The sequence below is a fragment of the Kitasatospora sp. NPDC041988 genome (assembly GCF_055588525.1).
In genome coordinates this window covers 1-16,428 of the sequence record NZ_JBVJCO010000065.1, presented here as the reverse complement: position 1 = coordinate 16,428, position 16,428 = coordinate 1, and the positions used below count along the sequence as shown (strand labels likewise).

At 74.3% G+C, this 16,428-nt stretch carries 12 protein-coding genes, 1 pseudogene and 1 riboswitch; of the genes and pseudogenes, 8 read left to right on the top strand and 5 right to left on the bottom strand.

The annotated features are described in order from the left end of the window. Positions 1–104: 104 nt before the first annotated feature. Positions 105–887, bottom strand: coding sequence for a CbtA family protein (locus tag ACZ6NC_RS38810; protein WP_465738604.1), 783 nt, complete (start codon positions 885–887; stop codon positions 105–107). A gap of 16 nt (positions 888–903) precedes the next feature. Beyond that, positions 904–1,122 carry a CbtB domain-containing protein gene (locus ACZ6NC_RS38805; protein WP_465738603.1) on the bottom strand — a complete coding sequence of 73 codons (219 nt, stop codon included), beginning with the start codon at positions 1,120–1,122 and terminating at the stop codon, positions 904–906. A 443-nt stretch (positions 1,123–1,565) separates the two neighbouring features. Then, positions 1,566–1,685, top strand: a riboswitch (cobalamin riboswitch). A gap of 96 nt (positions 1,686–1,781) precedes the next feature. On the opposite strand from ACZ6NC_RS38805, the gene ACZ6NC_RS38800 reads away from it, so the two are divergent. Both ACZ6NC_RS38800 and ACZ6NC_RS38795 read left to right on the top strand, forming a co-directional pair. Further along, positions 1,782–2,855: a peptidase gene (locus ACZ6NC_RS38800; protein WP_465738602.1), complete on the top strand. Its 1,074-nt coding sequence runs from the start codon at positions 1,782–1,784 to the stop codon at positions 2,853–2,855. 49 nt (positions 2,856–2,904) lie between these two features. Further along, positions 2,905–3,384: a flagellar hook-length control protein FliK gene (locus ACZ6NC_RS38795; protein WP_465738601.1), complete on the top strand. Its 480-nt coding sequence runs from the start codon at positions 2,905–2,907 to the stop codon at positions 3,382–3,384. A 69-nt stretch (positions 3,385–3,453) separates the two neighbouring features. On the opposite strand, the gene ACZ6NC_RS38790 is transcribed toward ACZ6NC_RS38795, so the two are convergent. From ACZ6NC_RS38790 to aceA, 3 genes are all read right to left on the bottom strand, one after another. Next, a complete protein-coding gene (locus ACZ6NC_RS38790) occupies positions 3,454–4,320 on the bottom strand; it encodes a 3-hydroxybutyryl-CoA dehydrogenase (protein WP_465738600.1) in 867 nt (288 codons plus the stop codon). 43 nt (positions 4,321–4,363) lie between these two features. Continuing rightward, positions 4,364–5,974: a malate synthase A gene (gene aceB / locus ACZ6NC_RS38785; RefSeq protein ID WP_465738599.1), complete on the bottom strand. Its 1,611-nt coding sequence runs from the start codon at positions 5,972–5,974 to the stop codon at positions 4,364–4,366. 160 nt (positions 5,975–6,134) lie between these two features. Continuing rightward, the gene (aceA, locus tag ACZ6NC_RS38780; RefSeq protein WP_465738598.1) at positions 6,135–7,427 is read right to left on the bottom strand and encodes an isocitrate lyase; all 1,293 of its coding nucleotides are present in this window, start codon (positions 7,425–7,427) and stop codon (positions 6,135–6,137) included. A 348-nt stretch (positions 7,428–7,775) separates the two neighbouring features. Between aceA and ACZ6NC_RS38775 the strand changes: the two genes are divergently transcribed. From ACZ6NC_RS38775 to ACZ6NC_RS38750, 6 genes and pseudogenes are all read left to right on the top strand, one after another. Further along, the gene (locus ACZ6NC_RS38775; protein WP_465738597.1) at positions 7,776–9,185 is read left to right on the top strand and encodes a short-chain fatty acyl-CoA regulator family protein; all 1,410 of its coding nucleotides are present in this window, start codon (positions 7,776–7,778) and stop codon (positions 9,183–9,185) included. 673 nt (positions 9,186–9,858) lie between these two features. After that, positions 9,859–11,022, top strand: a pseudogene (locus tag ACZ6NC_RS38770) (prenyltransferase/squalene oxidase repeat-containing protein); the annotation flags it as partial. A 350-nt stretch (positions 11,023–11,372) separates the two neighbouring features. Next, on the top strand, positions 11,373–12,551 hold the full coding sequence (locus tag ACZ6NC_RS38765) for a hypothetical protein (RefSeq protein WP_465738596.1): 1,179 nt from the start codon (positions 11,373–11,375) through the stop codon (positions 12,549–12,551). A 10-nt stretch (positions 12,552–12,561) separates the two neighbouring features. Continuing rightward, positions 12,562–13,821, top strand: a complete 1,260-nt coding sequence (locus ACZ6NC_RS38760) for a CbiQ family ECF transporter T component (RefSeq protein WP_465738622.1) — start codon at positions 12,562–12,564, stop codon at positions 13,819–13,821. Beyond that, on the top strand, positions 13,818–15,461 hold the full coding sequence (locus ACZ6NC_RS38755; RefSeq protein ID WP_465738595.1) for an ABC transporter ATP-binding protein: 1,644 nt from the start codon (positions 13,818–13,820) through the stop codon (positions 15,459–15,461). Before ACZ6NC_RS38760 ends, ACZ6NC_RS38755 begins: the two co-directional genes overlap by 4 nt. After that, entirely contained in the window at positions 15,458–16,264 is an 807-nt protein-coding gene (locus ACZ6NC_RS38750) for an ECF transporter S component (protein WP_465738594.1), read from the top strand. The genes ACZ6NC_RS38755 and ACZ6NC_RS38750 overlap by 4 nt, the downstream gene beginning before the upstream one ends. Positions 16,265–16,428: the final 164 nt, after the last annotated feature.

Here is a 16,428-nt window from a genome sequence, read left to right as displayed (position 1 = left end):
CCACCCCCCCCCCCCCCCCCCCCCCTCCCCCCCCCCCCCCCCCCCCCCCCCCCCCCCCCCACGGGCCGTCGGCCCTCCGCTCGGCCGGCCGAAGTCCGTCCGTGTCAGAGCGCGGACGCGGCGACTTCCTGCACGCCCTCCCGCGTGGCGGTCGCGGCCACGGGCTTGGGGTTGAGGAGCCGTTCGGCGAGGTGGCCGAAGACCAGGCCGAAGGAGGCCCAGAGGGTGAGCTGGATGGCGAGGGCGGAGACACGGAACTGCCAGAGCAGGGTGGCCGAGAAGTCCTCGGGCACCTCGTTGACCGCGGGGAGGAAGGCGTAGGCGAGGCCGACGGCCACGCCGAAGCCCAGGACGGCGACGACGGTGGCATACCAGTTGCCCAGACGCGGGGCGAGCCGCTTGCCGACGATCACCGAGGCGATCGCCAGCAGCACGCTGAGCGCCATCATGAGGAAGTACAGCGTGGTGCGCTTGCCGATCGTCTCCGGGTCACCGACCGACGGCGGGTTGGCCGGGTACTTGAGGAACGGCACCACGTACACGGCGAGCAGCGCCGCCCCGGACAGCAGGGCCGCCGTCGCCCGAGGGGTGAAGCGGCCGACGCGGCCGAGGGCGAAGCAGTAGGCGAGAGCGGCGAAACCGCCGAGCGACACGCCGTAGACGAGGACACCGGTGGCCAGGCCCGCGGTGGACTGCAGGGCACGGCTGACGATCTCCACCTCCATGCCGTGGTCGGCGGAGTGGGCCGCGTGGGCCTCCTCGTAGGCGATGGCGGCGTCCACCCGGGGCTCGCCGAGCAGGTAGGCGACGACGAGGGCGAGCAGACCGGCGGCGAGGCCGGCCAGCATGCCGCGGACGAGCAGGGATCTGACGGTTGCGGAGTTCATTCGGGGTTCCCCGTTCTCAGTGGCAGGGGAAGCCGAGCAGGTGGCGGCCGTCGTGCACCCACTCGTGCACGTCCTCGCCGGAGATGAGGGAGGTGGCGCCCTGCTCGGCGCCGACGAAGTAGATGAGGGCCATCAGCAGGATGCCGAAGAACACGGCCCAGGGCAGGATCGCCTTGACGGAGATGGGGGTGATGGCCGGTGCGGCGGAAGCAGCGGGGGCGATGGGGTGAGCCATGGCCGACCTCCTTTTGGGAACACGCGTCCCGTTCGATGGAGCACGGACGACGGAGGTGGGTCTGACTAGCCGGCCCTGGCGTGTGCCAGGTCCGGATTCACAGTGGCGCGACCGTGCCGGTTTCTCACCGGTCTTCCACGCACCGTCGTCTTCGGTTGTCGCAGGGACGGTACCGTGTCGCGGGAGCGCCGCCAAGGGCCGTCGCAGGGGTGAGCGGCGCGCGGACCGGCGCGAACGCGGTGGCGGGCTTCCGTACGTATGCGCGCAACGGGGCGGTTCCGGGCAGAGGGGGAGGCCGGGTGACCGTCTGCGTGATGTTGGTCGCACCGGTGATCGGCCCACGCGCGGCGCTCGGTGCGGGGCGTCGTCGGGCGACCGGGGGACGCCGTGAAGTGACACACGATCCCTTGACCCGGACTTCCGCGCCTCGCCATGATGGGCCGTCATGTTCTGACTCCGCCGCTGGGGGAAGTCCGGTCGAATTCCGGCGCTGACCCGCAACGGTAGGCCGCCGACGGCTGTCGGCGGCGAGCCCGAGTACCCGTCGGCGGAGAGGTGTCCACTCCTCCCGTCGTGGTCTGCGGGCCGGAGCTCCGAGGGCTGCCCGGCGCCGTGCCGACGCTCTCCGGGCCCCTGCGTCCAGGCCCGGAAAGGCCCCCATGCCTTCGCTCCGCCGCACCCTCGGCCTGCTCGCGATACCCGTGCTCGCCTTCGCCACCGCGCTCCCGGCGGCCACCGCCGCGCACGCCGCACCCGCCCCGGCGTCGTCCCCGACGATCCGGCCGGACGCCGCCGCGGCCGGCTGGCTGGCCCGCCAGCTCGTCGACGGCGACCACTTCGAGTCGGTGTTTAACGGGACGGCCTACCCCGACCAGGGGCTGACCGTCGACGCCGTGCTCGCCTTCGCCGCCTCGCACAGCTCCGACGAGGCGGCCGCGAAGGCCACCGCCTGGCTGGCGAAGCCCGAGATCCTGAGCGGCTACCTCGGCGACGGCGCCACCGAGGCCTACGCAGGCGCGACCGCCAAGCTGCTGCTGGCCGCCGAGGTCCGCGGCGTGGACCCGACCGCCTTCGGCGGCGTCGACCTCCCGGCCCGGCTCCGCTCGCTGCAGAGCCCGAGCGGCCGCTTCTCCGACCGGTCGCAGTGGGGCGACTACAGCAACACCTTCGGCCAGTCGCTCGCCGTGATCGCCCTCAACCGCACGCCCGGCGGCGCCCCGGCCGCCGCCGTCGACTTCCTCGCCGGCAGCCAGTGCGCGGACGGCGGCTTCCCGGTCGCCTTCGGCCAGGCCACCTGCACCGGCGACCCCGACGCCACCGCGCTGGCCGTCCAGGCCCTGGCGGCCGCCGGCCGCACCGCCAAGGCGACCGCCGGGCTCGGCTGGCTGACCGCACACCAGAACGGCGACGGCGGCTTCGCGTCCGCCGGGGCGACCGCCTCCAACGCCAACACCACCGGCCTCGCCACGCAGGCGCTGCTCTCCGGCGGCCGCTTCGGCGCCGGCCTCAAGGGCTGGAGCAGCCTGGTCAAGTTCCAGCAGGGCTGCGCCACCGACCCGGCCGTCCGCGGCGCCGTCGCCTACGACGCGAGCGGCTTCAACCCCGGCAACGGTGCCCGGGCCACCGCCCAGGCCGTCCTCGGCCTGGCCGGCACTCCGCTGGCGACCCTCTCCGCCTCGGGGGCGCGCCCGGCCGTGCCCACCCTGGCCTGCCCGGCGCCGTCCGCCCGCTGAACGTCCGCCCGCTGAACGTCCGACCCCTGACGATGCGAGGAGTACTCCGATGACCGACACCCTCACCCCGGCCCGCCCGGCCCGCCGCACCCTCGGCTCGATCGCCGCCGCCGCGGCCCTGACCGCCGGTCTGCTCGGCGCCTCCGCCGTACAGGCCCCGCAGGCAGAGGCCGCCGCCTGCACCGGTACCACGGGCGTCACCGTCGTGGTCGACTTCACCGCCGTCGGTGGCGGCATCCAGACCGGCTGCGCCCCCGGCGACCCGGCCAGCGGCCTGGCCGCGCTGACCGGCGCCGGCTTCTCCTACGCCTTCCACCCGCGCTTCCCCGGCTTCGTCTGCACCATCAACGCCCTGCCGACGACCTGCACCAACCCGACCGGCAGCGCCTACTGGTCGTACTGGCACGCGCAGCACGGCGGCGCCTGGTCGTACAGCAACCTGGGTGCGGGCAGCTACAACCCGGCGCCGGGCGACGTCGAGGGCTGGGCCTTCGGTGCCGGTACGCAGCCGGGCATCACCGCCCCCTGACACCCGTGGACACACCGGTGCCCCGGTCCTCCGCGACGGAGACCGGGGCACCGGTGTGCTCGGTGGGGCTCAGGCGGCCCGGTGGGGATGGAAGCCGCGGCCGGACTTTCGGCCGAGCAGCCCCGCCTCGACCATCCGGGAGAGCAGCGGCGGGGGCGCGTAGAGCGGCTCCTTGTACTCCTCGTACATCGACTGGGCGATGGCCTGGACGGTGTCCAGGCCGATCAGGTCGGCGAGCCGCAGCGGGCCCATGGGGTGGGCGCAGCCGTGGACCATGCCGGCGTCGATGTCCTGGGCGGTGGCGTGGCCGGCCTCGGCCATCCGGATCGCGGCGAGCAGGTAGGGCACCAGCAGGGCGTTGACGACGAAGCCGGCCCGGTCGCGCGAGCGGATGACGTGCTTGCCGAGGACGTCCGTGGCGAAGCCGTCCACGCGGTCGAGGACGGTGGGGTCGGTGTGCAGCGAGGAGACCAGCTCGACCAGGGGCATGACCGGCGCGGGGTTGAAGAAGTGCAGGCCCAGGACGTGGGAGGCGCGGGTGGTGGCGATGCCGAGCCGGGTCACGGGGATGGCGGAGGTGTTGGTGGCGAGGACGGCGTCCTCGTCGGCCAGGACCTTGTCCAGGGTGGTGAGGACGTCCGTCTTGACGCGTTCGTCCTCCACGACGGCCTCGACGACGAGTTGACGGTCGGCCAGCGCCTCCGGGTCGTCGGCGAACAGCAGGTGTGCCCAGGCGTCCTCGCGCTGTTCGCGGGTGAGCCGGCCGCGGTCGACGGCGTGGTGCAGGGAGCGGTCGATCCGGGCGCGCGCCGTGCGCAGCGCGTCCGACCCCCGCTCGCAGACGATGGTGTCCAGGCCGGCGCGGGCGAAGACTTCGGCGATGCCGGAGCCCATCTGCCCGGCGCCGACCACGGCGACGCGGCGGATCTCGTTCATGGCGCTGTCTCCTTGCTGGGGCGGCTGAGGTTGCCGGGGAGGCTCAGGCCGCGGTGCGGACGCGGACCAGGTGGCGGGCGTAGGCCTCGGTGGTGAGGAAGGCGGGCAGGTCCGGGCCGAGGGCGGTCTCCTCCAGGATCCGCACCGCGTCGTCGAGCGGCACCGGGTCGGCACCCTCGGCGAGCAGGGTGGCCCGCTCCCGGTCGATCAGCCGGCGCACCATGCCGGCGGTGGCGAGCGAGCCGCCGGTGAGCCGGGTGCAGTGGTGCTGCCACTGCCAGATCTGGCAGCGCGCGATCTCGGCGGTGGCGACGTCCTCCATCAGCCCGAAGACGGCGACCGCGCCCGCGCCGCCGAGCCAGGCGGTGAGGTAGCGCAGCGCGACGGCGACGTTGGAGCGCAGGCCCTGCTCGGTCGGCAGGCCGGCGGAGAGCCGCTGGACGGCCAGCAGGTCGGCGGCGGTGACCTCGACGTCCTCGCGGGTGCGGTCGAGCTGGTGGGGCCGGTCGCCGAGGACGGCGTCGAACGCGGTGCGGCAGGTGTCGACCAGGGCGGGGTGGGCGACCCAGGAGCCGTCGAAGCCGTCGCCGGCCTCCCGCTCCTTGTCGAGCCGGACCCGGGTGAGGGCCACCTCGTTGGCGTCCCGGTCCCGCTGCGGGATGGCGGCGGCCATGCCGCCGATGGCGTGGGCGCCGCGCCGGTGGCAGGTGCGGACCAGCAGGTCGGTGTAGGCGCGCATGAACGGCTGGGTCATCGTGATGGTCGCGCGGTCGGGCAGGATGAACCGCGGCCCGTGCTGGGCGAAGTTCTTGATCAGGCTGAACAGGTAGTCCCAGCGGCCGGCGTTGAGGCCGGCGGCGTGCTCGCGCAGCTCGTACAGGATCTCCTCCATCTCGAACGCGGCCGTGATGGTCTCGATCAGGACGGTGGCCCGGACGGTGCCGTGCGCGATGCCCAACTCGGCCTGGGCGAAGGTGAAGACGTCGTTCCAGAGCCGGGCTTCGAGGTGGTTCTCCAGCTTCGGGAGGTAGAAGTAGGGGCCGCTGCCGTTCGCGATCTGCCGGCGGCCGCAGTGGAAGAGGTGGAGGCCGAAGTCGACCAGGGCGGCGGCCATCGGGCGGCCGCCGATCCGCAGGTGGTGCTCGTCCAGGTGCCAGCCGCGCGGGCGGACCACGATCGTGGCCGGGGTGGGGCCGATGCGGTAGCGACGGCCCCCGGGTGCGGTGTCGTCGATCCGGAGCAGGACGGCATCGAGCAGGTTGAGCTGGCCGGAGACGAGGTTGTGCCAGGTGGGGGAGGTGGCGTCCTCGAAGTCCGCCAGCCACACCTTTGCCCCGGAGTTGAGGGCGTTGACGGTCATCCGGCGCTCGGGTGGGCCGGTGATCTCCACCCGGCGGTCGTGCAGGCCGGGTCCGGCGCCGGCCACCCGCCAGGTGAGGTCCTCGCGGACGGCGCGGGTCTCCGGGAGGAAGTCCAGGGTGCCGGCCGCGGCCAGGGCGGCGGCCCGGCGGCCGCGCTCGGCGAGCAGCTCGGCGCGGCGTTCGTCGAAGGCATCGTGCAGACGGACCAGGAAACCCAGGGCGTCGGGGGTGAGGATCTCCTCGAACCGCTCTTCGTGCTCGCCGAGGATCTCGATACGGCTGGTCGTGGTCATCCGGCTCTCCAGGCTGGTGGGGCCCGGGGCCACGTCCTCCGACGCGGCCCCGGGCACGGGCGGCCGAAGCGGGTCGCGTCCCTCAACGGGACCCGCGGGCCAGGGTGAACGGCGGCCGAGGAGCAGCCTCCGGGGCGGAGGAACGGCCGCCGGGGGTGGCTCAGTGGAACTGCTCGGCCTCGGTGGAGCCGGTCAGGGCGAGCGTCTCGGCGTTGGGGTTGAGCGCGGTCGAGACCTGGTCGAAGTAGCCGGTGCCGACCTCGCGCTGGTGCTTCACCGCGGTGTAGCCGTCCGGCACGGCGGCGAACTCGGCCTCCTGCAGGTCGACGTAGGCGGTCATGCCGTGCTCGGCGTAGCCGCGGGCGAGCTGGAACATCGAGTGGTTGAGGGCGTGGAAGCCGGCCAGGGTGATGAACTGGAAGCGGTAGCCCATCGCGCCCAGCTCGCGCTGGAACTTGGCGATCTGGTCGTCGTCCAGTGCGGCCTTCCAGTTGAAGGACGGCGAGCAGTTGTAGGCGAGCATCTTGTCCGGGTGCTCGGCCTTGATCGCCTCGGCGAACTCGCGGGCCTGGGCGAGGTCCGGCGTGCCGGTCTCGACCCAGATCAGGTCCGCGTACGGGGCGAAGGCCAGGCCGCGGGAGATGACCGGCGCCATGCCGGGCTCGACCCGGTAGAAGCCCTCGGCGGTGCGCTCGCCGGTGCAGAAGCGGGCGTCGCGCTCGTCGACGTCGGTGGTCAGCAGGTTGGCGGCGAGCGCGTCGGTGCGGGCCACGATGACGGTCGGCACGTCGGCGATGTCGGCGGCGAGGCGGGCGGAGTTGAGGGTGCGGATGTGCTGGGCGGTGGGGACGAGCACCTTGCCGCCGAGGTGGCCGCACTTCTTCTCGGAGGCGAGCTGGTCCTCGTAGTGGATGCCCGCGGCGCCGGCCGCGATCATGCCCTTGGTGAGCTCGAAGGCGTTCAGCGGGCCGCCGAAGCCGGCCTCGGCGTCGGCCACGATCGGCACCAGCCAGTCCGGTCCGCCGTTGCCCTCCGCCGCGTCGATCTCGTCCGCCCGCAGCAGCGCGTTGTTGATCCGCCGTACCACCTGGGGGACGGAGTTGGCCGGGTAGAGGCTCTGGTCGGGGTAGGTCTGGCCGGCCTGGTTGGCGTCGGCTGCGACCTGCCAGCCGGACAGGTAGATCGCCTGCAGCCCGGCCTTCACCATCTGCACGGCCTGACCACCCGTCAGCGCTCCGAGGGCGTGGATGTAGTCCTGCTCGTGCAGCTGCCGCCAGAGCCGCTCGGCGCCGCGCCGGGCGAGCGTGTGCTCCTCCCGCACGGTGCCGGACAGGCGGACGACGTCCGCCGCCGTGTACGTCCGCCCGACGCCGGCCCACCGGGGGTCGGACGCCCACCGGGCGGCCAGCTCCGCCGCCTGCTGCTCCTGCTGCTGCCGAACCGACTGGATCATGAATCCGCTCCCGGGAAGTGCTCGTTGCGAAGGATGTGAGGGTGCTCACGTCGCGAGGTGGAGGTGCGGCCGGGGCGCCGGGCAGGCGGCTCGGGCCGCCGGGACGTCGGGTGCCCCCAAGCCCCCTCCGCCAAGCCGTAAATGCCTGGCGGACAGAGGCTGTTCGTGGTGCGCCGTCCGGCCGCAGCACCGACTCTGGCACCCCCGGCCGCCGCCGTCACCGCTGGACGGCGGCCAACTTCTGCGAAGCGGATCCTGCGAAGCTGCGAAGTCTGCGAAGACCTCCGTGCCACGCCTCTGGCTATGCTGCGGTCACCGGACAGGCAGGTGGCGAGGGGAGAAGGCCGGATGGGAAGGACCTTCGCGGGCGCGAGGCTGCGCCGGCTCCGCGAGGACCGCGGGCTCAGCCAGGCCGCGCTCGCCCGGCTGCTCGAACTCTCTCCGAGCTACCTCAATCAACTGGAGCACGACGCCCGGCCGTTGACCGTCCCGGTGCTGCTTCGCCTCACCGAGGCCTTCGGCGTCGACGCCGGGTACTTCGCCCCGCCGGACACCGCCCGGCTCACCGCCGAACTGCGCGACTCGCTCGGCGAGGAGCTCGCCGCCGGCCGGGTCACCCCGGGCGACCTGGACGACCTCGCGACCCGGCTGCCCGGTGTGGCCCGGGTGCTGATGGACCTCGGCCGCAGCCGTCGCGCTGTCGCCGAGCAGCTCGCCATCCTCGCCGGCGACCGCGGCCCGGCGGTCGGCACGGCCCGCACCCCGCACGAGGAGGTCCGCGAGTTCTTCTACCGCCGCCAGAACTACGTCCATGAACTCGACCTCGCAGCAGAGGAGTTGGCACGCGCCATCGGCCTGAGGCGGGGCGGGGTCAGGACGGCGCTCGCCGAACGGCTCACAGCCGGGCACCAGGTCCAGCTGGCCACCGGGGGAGAGCGCCTCCACGAGTACGACCCCGGCGCGCGCGTGCTGCGGCTGTCGGACCGGCTGCGCCCGGGCCAGCAGGCGTTCCGGATGGCGACCCAGCTGGCCTACCTGGAACACGACGGCCTGCTCGGCGAACTGGCCGCCCAGGACAGCCCGCCGGGGTCGACCGCCTGGTCGCTGACCCGGATCGGCCTGGCCAACTACTTCGCCGCCGCTCTCGTCCTGCCCTACCGCACCTTCCACGCCGAGGCCGAGGCGGCCCGCTACGACATCGAGCACCTCGCCGACCACTTCGGCCTGGGCTACGAGACGGTCTGCCACCGGCTCAGCACCCTGCAGCGGCCGCGCCTGCGCGGGGTGCCGTTCTCCTTCGTCCGGGTCGACCGCGCGGGCAACGTCTCCAAGCGCCAGTCCGCGACCGACTTCCACTTCTCCCGCACCGGCGGCACCTGCCCGCTCTGGAACGTCTACGAGGCCTTCGCCTCACCCGGCCGCGTCCACGTCCAGGTCGCCGCCATGCCCGACGGCCGGCGCTACCTGTGGACCGCCCGGGCCGTCACCCGCTCACCCGGCGGCTGGGGCCGCCCCGGCAAGACCTTCGCCATCGGCCTCGGCTGCGAACTGCGCCACGCCCCACGGCTGGTGTACTCCGCCGGCCTCGACCTGGCCGACGAGGCCGCGGCCACCCCGATCGGCCTCGGCTGCAAGGTCTGCGAACGCCCGGCCTGTCCGCAACGCGCCGCGCCGGCCGTCGGCCTCCCCCTGGAGGTGGACGAGCACACCAGCACGTTCGTCCCCTACCCCGTCCACGCCGGACCGGCGGGCGGATGACCGCCTTGGAGCCGGTCATCCGGGCCCGGGCCGTGCGGATCGTCTGTCTGACTGCCGCCGGCGCCTGACTGCCGCCGGTGCCTGACTGCCACCCGGCGCCTGACTGACAAGGTGGCGAAGGCGACATGACGACTCGTTGACGCCGTTTCCGTGCGCATGTTCTGATGAACCGGTTTTTCATCCTTGGCAGTCAGGGGAAGCCGGTCCAACTCCGGCGCTGACCCGCAACCGTAGATCCGCCCTCGACGGGTGGGTGAGCCGGAATGCCTGCGCCGAGGGTTTGTTCGGAGAGCACTTGCGTCGTCGCGGACTACGACGTGGTCAGGACGGTCCCCTGTCGGGGAGCCGTCGGCTGCGCCGTCGTTCCCCGCGTCGACCGACCAGGGAGTCGCCGGTGAGGGTCAACAGCAGTCGTACACGCCGCAGAGGCAGGGGCCTGGCGTCCCTGCTGGTCACCGGGACCGTCGTGGTCGCCGCGGGCGGCACCGTCCTGCTCGGGCACCCCGGCGCAGCGGCCGCCGATCCGATCGACGACTGCACCGCCACGACCGGCGCGATCGTCGCCGTCGACCTCGGCCACTGGGGCGGCGGTGTCGTCCGCGGCTGCGACTCCGTCCGCGCCAAGAACACCGGCCCGTCACCCTCCGCGTCGTCGTCGCCTTCGGTATCCCCGAGCCCGACCGGCCCGCCGCCGGCCACCGGCGACCCCGCCGCGGCGGCGGCCCCGCCCGCCGGGAAGGCTCCCGACCTGGCCAAGGGCAGCGCCTACCTCACCGATCCGGCCCGCCTGATCGACGGTCACTACTACGAGGCCTTCCCGGCCTTCGCCGACTTCGGCCTCACCATCGACGGGGCCTACGCCCTTGCCGCCACCGGTACCGACGACGCCGCCCTGCGCAGGATCGTCGACTTCCTCGACCGGCAGGGCAAGGACGCCAACGACCGCACCGTCAACGACTGGACCGCCATCGGAACCGAGTACGCCGGCGGCGGCTCCATCGGCAAGGAGGCCCTGCTCGCCGAGGTCGTCGGCCGCAACCCGCGCGCCTTCGGCGGCCACGACCTGATCGCCGCCCTGGCCCGGGCGGTCTGCGCCCAGGCCGCCCCGGACACCGGCTGCGCGGCACCCGGCAACTACACCTGGGCCACCTCGGTGTTCTCCCAGGCCCTCGGCATCATGGCCCAACTGCGCGCCGGCGACACCGCGAACGCCGCCGCGCCGATCGCCTACCTCAAGAGCCTCCAGCACGCGGACGGCTCCTGGCCGAGCCTGATCCCCGCCACCGGGGACTCCGACGTGGACAGCACCGCGATGGCCGTCATGGCGCTCGCGCTCGTCCCCGGGGACGATGCCGCCCAGGCGGTCGCCGCCGTCGACAAGGGGCTGGCCTGGCTGGCCGGGCGCCAGCTGGCCGACGGAGGGTTCCCCGGCGCGGCCGGTGACTCGACCAACTCCGCCGCCCTCGCCGTGCAGGGCATGACCCTCCGTCAGTCTGCCTACAGTGGGCGGATCACCAAGGCGCTCGACTTCCTCGCGGGCCAGCAGAACGGCGACGGCGGCTTCAATGTTGCCTCCGCCGGGCAGCAGGGCTCGGACGTCCGGGCCTCCACCCAGGTGCTCGGCGGTGCCACCGGGATTTCCTTCGGCACGCTCCACCGCGACCTCGGCAGCACGCCGACGCCCACGCCGACCGGTACGGGCACGCCCACGCCGACCGCGACGGCTACGGCCACGGCGACCGTGACGGGCACGCCGACGGCCACCGGTTCGCCCACCGGGACCGGCTCTCCGGCGCCCACCGGATCGCCCGCGCCCACCGGCACCGCGCCCACCGGATCGCCCGCGCCCACCGGCACCGCGCCGGCCGTCGCAGCGTCGACCGGGACGCCGCCGACCGGGGACTCCGCCACCCGGCCCGTCGGCGCTCCGGCCCCCGGCACTCGGGCCTCCGGTGACCTCGGCGAGCCGGTGCGCGGCGGCGGCGTGCCGGTCGATGCCGCCCCCGTACAGACCGGCGCCGGGAGCCTGGCCGGTACCGGGACCGACGCGCTGGTGCTGACGGCGGCCGCCGGGCTGCTCGCCGCCGCCGGGGCCGCAGCCGTCCTGGCCGCCCGCCGCCGCGTGGCCTCCGCCCCTGGGCGGCACCGGTGATCCGGCGGTTCGGCCGGCTGTCGGGAGCCGCCACCGTGACCTTCGCCCTGGCGCTCGGCGGGGTCGGTGTCGGTACGGCCCCGGCGGCCGCGGCGCCGCTGCCGATCGAACAGTGCACCGCCACCTCCGGTGTGGTGCTCGCGGTGGACTTCGGCAAGTGGGGCGGCCCGCTGCTGCGTTCCTGCGGGACCACCCCGACCACCGGCTACACCCTGCTCAACCAGGGCGGTTGGAAGACCACCGGGACGGGGCACGACGGTCCGGCGTTCATCTGCCGGATCGGTTACAGCGGCTTCCAGGGCGGCAAGCAGTACCCCACCCCGGACCAGGAGAAGTGCGTCCTCACCCCGCCCGCCACGGCCTACTGGTCGTACTGGCACGCCGATCCCGGGGAGAACACCTGGTCGTACAGCCAGCTCGGTGCGATGAGCTACCAGCCGAAGCCCGGCAGCGTCGACCTGTGGATCTTCGGCGGGACCAACATCGAGGGCACGGAAGGACGCCCCACCTTGTCGCCCGACACCGTCCGCGCGCACAACAGCACACCGGGCGGCGGTTCCGCCGTCACCCCGCCGCCGGCCGACGGCGGTACGGCGGGCGGCAACGGGTCAGGCTCCGCAGGCGGCGGCGCGGGTGGACCAGGCGGCACGAGCGGTGGCGGCGGTGCGAGTGGTGGCGGATCCGCCGGTGGTTCCGGTTCCGGCTCCACGAACGGTGGCAGCGGCGGCACGAGCGGCAGCTCGGCCGGCGGCAGCCCGGGTGGCGCGGCCGGGGGGAAGCGCCCGTCGTCGTCCGGCGGCACGGGCGGGTCGTCCGGCAGTGCGGGTGGATCGTCCGGCGGCACGGGCGGCCGCACCACGCCGGCGAGCCCGCCACCCGGCGTGCCGGCACCGGCCACCCCCGACCCCGAGGCCGCCGCGACACCCACCGCCCCCGCCGAGACACCCGCCGGGACGCCTGCCGAAACACCCTCCGAGCAGCCGTCCGACACCCCGCCGGCCACCGACCCCGCCGGTTCGGCGCCCACCGCCACCGAGGGCCCGTCCGTCCCCGTGAACGCCGGCGGCCCGGTGGTGGTGGACGCGGCTCCGGCCGCCGACGCGCCGCACGACGCCGGATCGATGGTCCCCGCCGTGGTCGGGGCCGTCCTGGTCGGGGCGCTGGGCGTGGCCACCGTGATCGCCGGGCGACGGCGCCGTCGACAGGCCGAGTGATTTGGTGACCATGCTCGACAAGCGCGCCACCGGCTCCCCGCAGTCCGCCCCCGGGCGGGCCGCGGGGAGCCGGCGCAGCCCCCGCAACCTCCACCCGCTGGCCTGGTGGACGTGGGCACTCGCCCTGGCGACCGCGGCCAGCCGTACCACCAACCCGCTGCTGCTCCTGCTCGTTCTCGCCGTTCTCGGATACGTGGTCACCGCCCGGCGCACCGAGGCCCCGTGGGCGCGCGGATTCACCTACTACCTGTGGGTGGCCCTGACCGTGGTGGCGATCCGGGTGGCCTTCCGGTGCGTCTTCGCCACCGGCATCACCCCGCACGACCACCTGCTCTTCTCGCTCCCGCACATTCCCACGCCCGCCTGGTACGCGGGCATCCAGATCGGCGGACCGGTCTCCCTGGAGGCCACCCTCTCCGCGGCCTTCGACGGGCTGCGCCTGGCCTGCCTGATCTGCTGCATCGGCGCGGCCAACACGCTGGCCAACCCCAAGCGCGCCCTGCGCGTCCTCCCCGGGGCCCTGTACGAGCTCGGTGTCGCCGTGACGGTGTCGCTCAGCGTCGCCCCGCAGCTGGTGCAGAGCGTCCAACGCGTCGCCCGGGCAAGGCGGTTGCGCGCTGGGCAGAGCAAGGGGATCCGGGCCCTGCGGAGCATCGTCGTCCCGGTCCTGGAGGACGCGCTGGAGCGTTCGCTGCACCTGGCCGCCGCGATGGACTCGCGCGGCTACGGGCGCTCGGGAACCGCCACCCGCCGCTCCCGCCGGACCACCGGAGCCCTGATGCTGCTCGGCATGTGCGGCCTCTGCGCCGGGGTGTACGGGCTCCTGGACGGCACCGCACCCGCGGCCCTGGGCCTGCCCGCGCTGCTCGTAGGTGCCCTGCTGTGCGCCGCCGGGCTGGCGCTCGGCGGCCGGCGCGTGCGGCGCACCACCTACCGGCCGGACCGGTGGCAGGCCGCCGAGTGGGGCGTCGCCGGCTGCGGTGTGGCCGCTGCCGTCCTGCTGTTCGGGACGGTCGGCTACGCCGCCACCGATCTCAACCCCTCCCTCTATCCGCTGAGTTGGCCGGCCCTGCCGGTCGTCCCGGTGCTCGCCCTGCTGCTGGCCGGCGCCGCCGGGGCCATCGCGCCCCCGCCCGGCCGCTCGCCCGAGCCCGGCGGCCTGCCCGAGCAGCGCCCGGCCGGGCGTACGGGCGGCGACGGTATCCGCAGCGACGGTATCCGCAGTGTCGGCACCAGCACCGACCGCCCACACACCGAGGTGACCAAATGATCCGATTCGACCAGGTCGGCGTGGTGTACGACGGCGAGACCACCCCCGTGCTGCGCGACGTCGACCTGCACATCCCCGAGGGCGAACTCTGCCTGGTGGTCGGCCGGACGGGCGTCGGCAAGTCGACCCTGCTCGGCGCCGTCAACGGCCTCGTCCCGCACTTCACCGGTGGCACCCTGCGCGGCCGGGTGACCGTCGACGGCCGGGACACCGCCCACCACCCGCCACGTGAACTGGCCGACGTGGTCGGCGTGGTGGGGCAGGACCCACTGGCCGGCTTCGTCACCGACACCGTGGAGGAGGAACTCGCCTATGCAATGGAGCAGTTGGCCGTCCCGCCGGACGTGATGCGCAAGCGCGTCGAGGAGACCCTCGACCTGCTCGGCCTGGCCGACCTGCGCCATCGCGCGCTGTACGAACTCTCCGGCGGCCAGCAGCAACGCGTCGCCATCGGCTCCGTCCTGACCGCCCACCCCCGCGTCCTGGTCCTGGACGAGCCGACCTCCGCGCTCGACCCGACCGCCGCCGAGGAGGTGCTCGCCGCCGTCACCCGCCTGGTGCACGACCTCGGCGTGACAGTGCTGCTCGCCGAACACCGCCTGGAGCGGGTCGTCCAGTACGCCGACTCCGTCGCCTGCCTGCCCGGTGACGGCACCGTCGTCTACGGGCCGCCCGCCGAGGTCTTCCGGGACACCGCGATCGCACCGCCCGTCGTCGACCTCGGCCGGCTCGCCGGCTGGACGCCACTGCCGCTGTCCGTCCGCGACGCCCGCCGAGCCGCGGGCCCGCTGCGGGAGCGGCTGGCCGGACGCCCCGCGCCGGCACCGCGCCGTCAACCGGCCGGGGGAGGGCCCGTACTGACCGCCGAACGGATCGTCGTGCGCTACGGCCAGGTGCCCGCCGTCCGGGAGGCCGGCCTGGAGCTGCGCGCCGGCCAGGTCACCGCCCTGATGGGCCGCAACGGCTCCGGCAAGTCCTCCCTGCTCTGGGCCCTGCAGGGCTCCGGCCCCCGCCAGGGTGGCACCGTGAAGGTCACCCGGGCCGACGGCGAGCCGGCGAAGGACCCCAAGCGTCTCTCCGCGACCCAGGCCCGGCAGCTGGTCGGGCTCGTCCCGCAGACTCCCACGGACCTCCTCTACCTGGAGTCGGTCGCCCAGGAACTCGCCCAGAGCGACCTGGAGGCCGGTCACGGCACCGGGCCGACCGCACGCCGGATCCTGGACCGGCTGGCCCCCGGCATCCCCGACGAGGCCCACCCCCGCGACCTCTCCGAAGGCCAGAAACTGGCTCTGGTCCTGGCGATCCAACTGGCCGCCGCGCCCCGGGTGGTGCTGCTGGACGAGCCGACCCGGGGGCTCGACTACCACGCGAAGGAATCGCTGACCGGCATCGTGGACGCCCTCGCCGCCGAGGGCCGCACCGTCGTGGTCTCCACCCACGACGTCGAGTTCGTCGCCGCCGCCGCCGACCGGGTGGTGGTGATGGCCGAGGGTGAGATCGTCGCCGACGGGCCCACCGCCGAGGTCATCGTCGCCTCACCCACCTTCGCCCCCCAGACCGCCAAGATCCTCGCCCCGCTGCCCTACCTGACCACCCGGCAGGTCGCCGCGGCCCTCGAACCCGCGGAGGCCGCCCGATGACCGCCGTCCGCATCCCCGGCCGGGCCCGCATCGTCGTCGCGTTGGCCGCCTTCATCGGCCTCACCGCCTTCACCTGGCCGTTCGTCGTCGCCCCGGGCAAGTTCGGCTCCTCCTACGCCCCGCCGCTGATCTTCGGCGCCCTGCTGATCCTCGTCCTCGCCGTCGTGATCGCCGAGATCTCGGCCGGCGGCATCGACGCCAAGGCCCTCGCCATGCTCGGCGTCCTCTCGGCCGTCAACGCCGGCCTGCGACCCCTCGGCGCCGGCACGGCCGGAGTGGAGACGGTCTTCTTCATCCTGGTCCTCGCCGGCCGGGTCTTCGGCCCGGGCTTCGGCTTCACCCTCGGCTGCACCTCCCTGTTCGCCTCCGCACTCCTCACCGGCGGCGTCGGCCCCTGGATGCCCTACCAGATGTTCGGCTGCGCCTTCGTCGGCATGCTCGCCGGGCTGCTGCCCAGGCTCCCGCGCCGGTGGGAGGTGCCGACGCTGGCCCTGTACGGCGCGGGCTCCGGCTACCTCTTCGGCTTCCTGCTCAACCTGTCCTTCTGGCCGTTCTCGACCGACCCGAACAGCTCCATCGCCTACCTGCCGGGCCTGCCGTTCACCGAGCAGTGGCACCGCTACCTGCTCTTCGACCTGGCCACCTCGCTCGGCTGGGACACCGGCCGCGCCGTCACCACCGGAGTCGCCGTCCTCGTCGTCGGCCCCGCCGTCCTCACCGTCTTCCGCCGCGCGGCCCGCCGCGCCAACTTCGAGCCGACCGTGCGCTTCGAGGGCCCGAACGTCCGACGCTCCGTCTACTGAACCCCGTTCCGCAATCTCCGCTTGCCGTGATGAAGCCACCGGCACCGACCCACCGTGGGCGTGCTGCCGTTCCGCGCGCCCACGGTGGGGGGGGGGGGGGGGGGGGGGGGGGGGGGGGAGCCGAGGGCGGGAAAAAGGGGAGGCGGGAGGATGGGCGGGCCGAG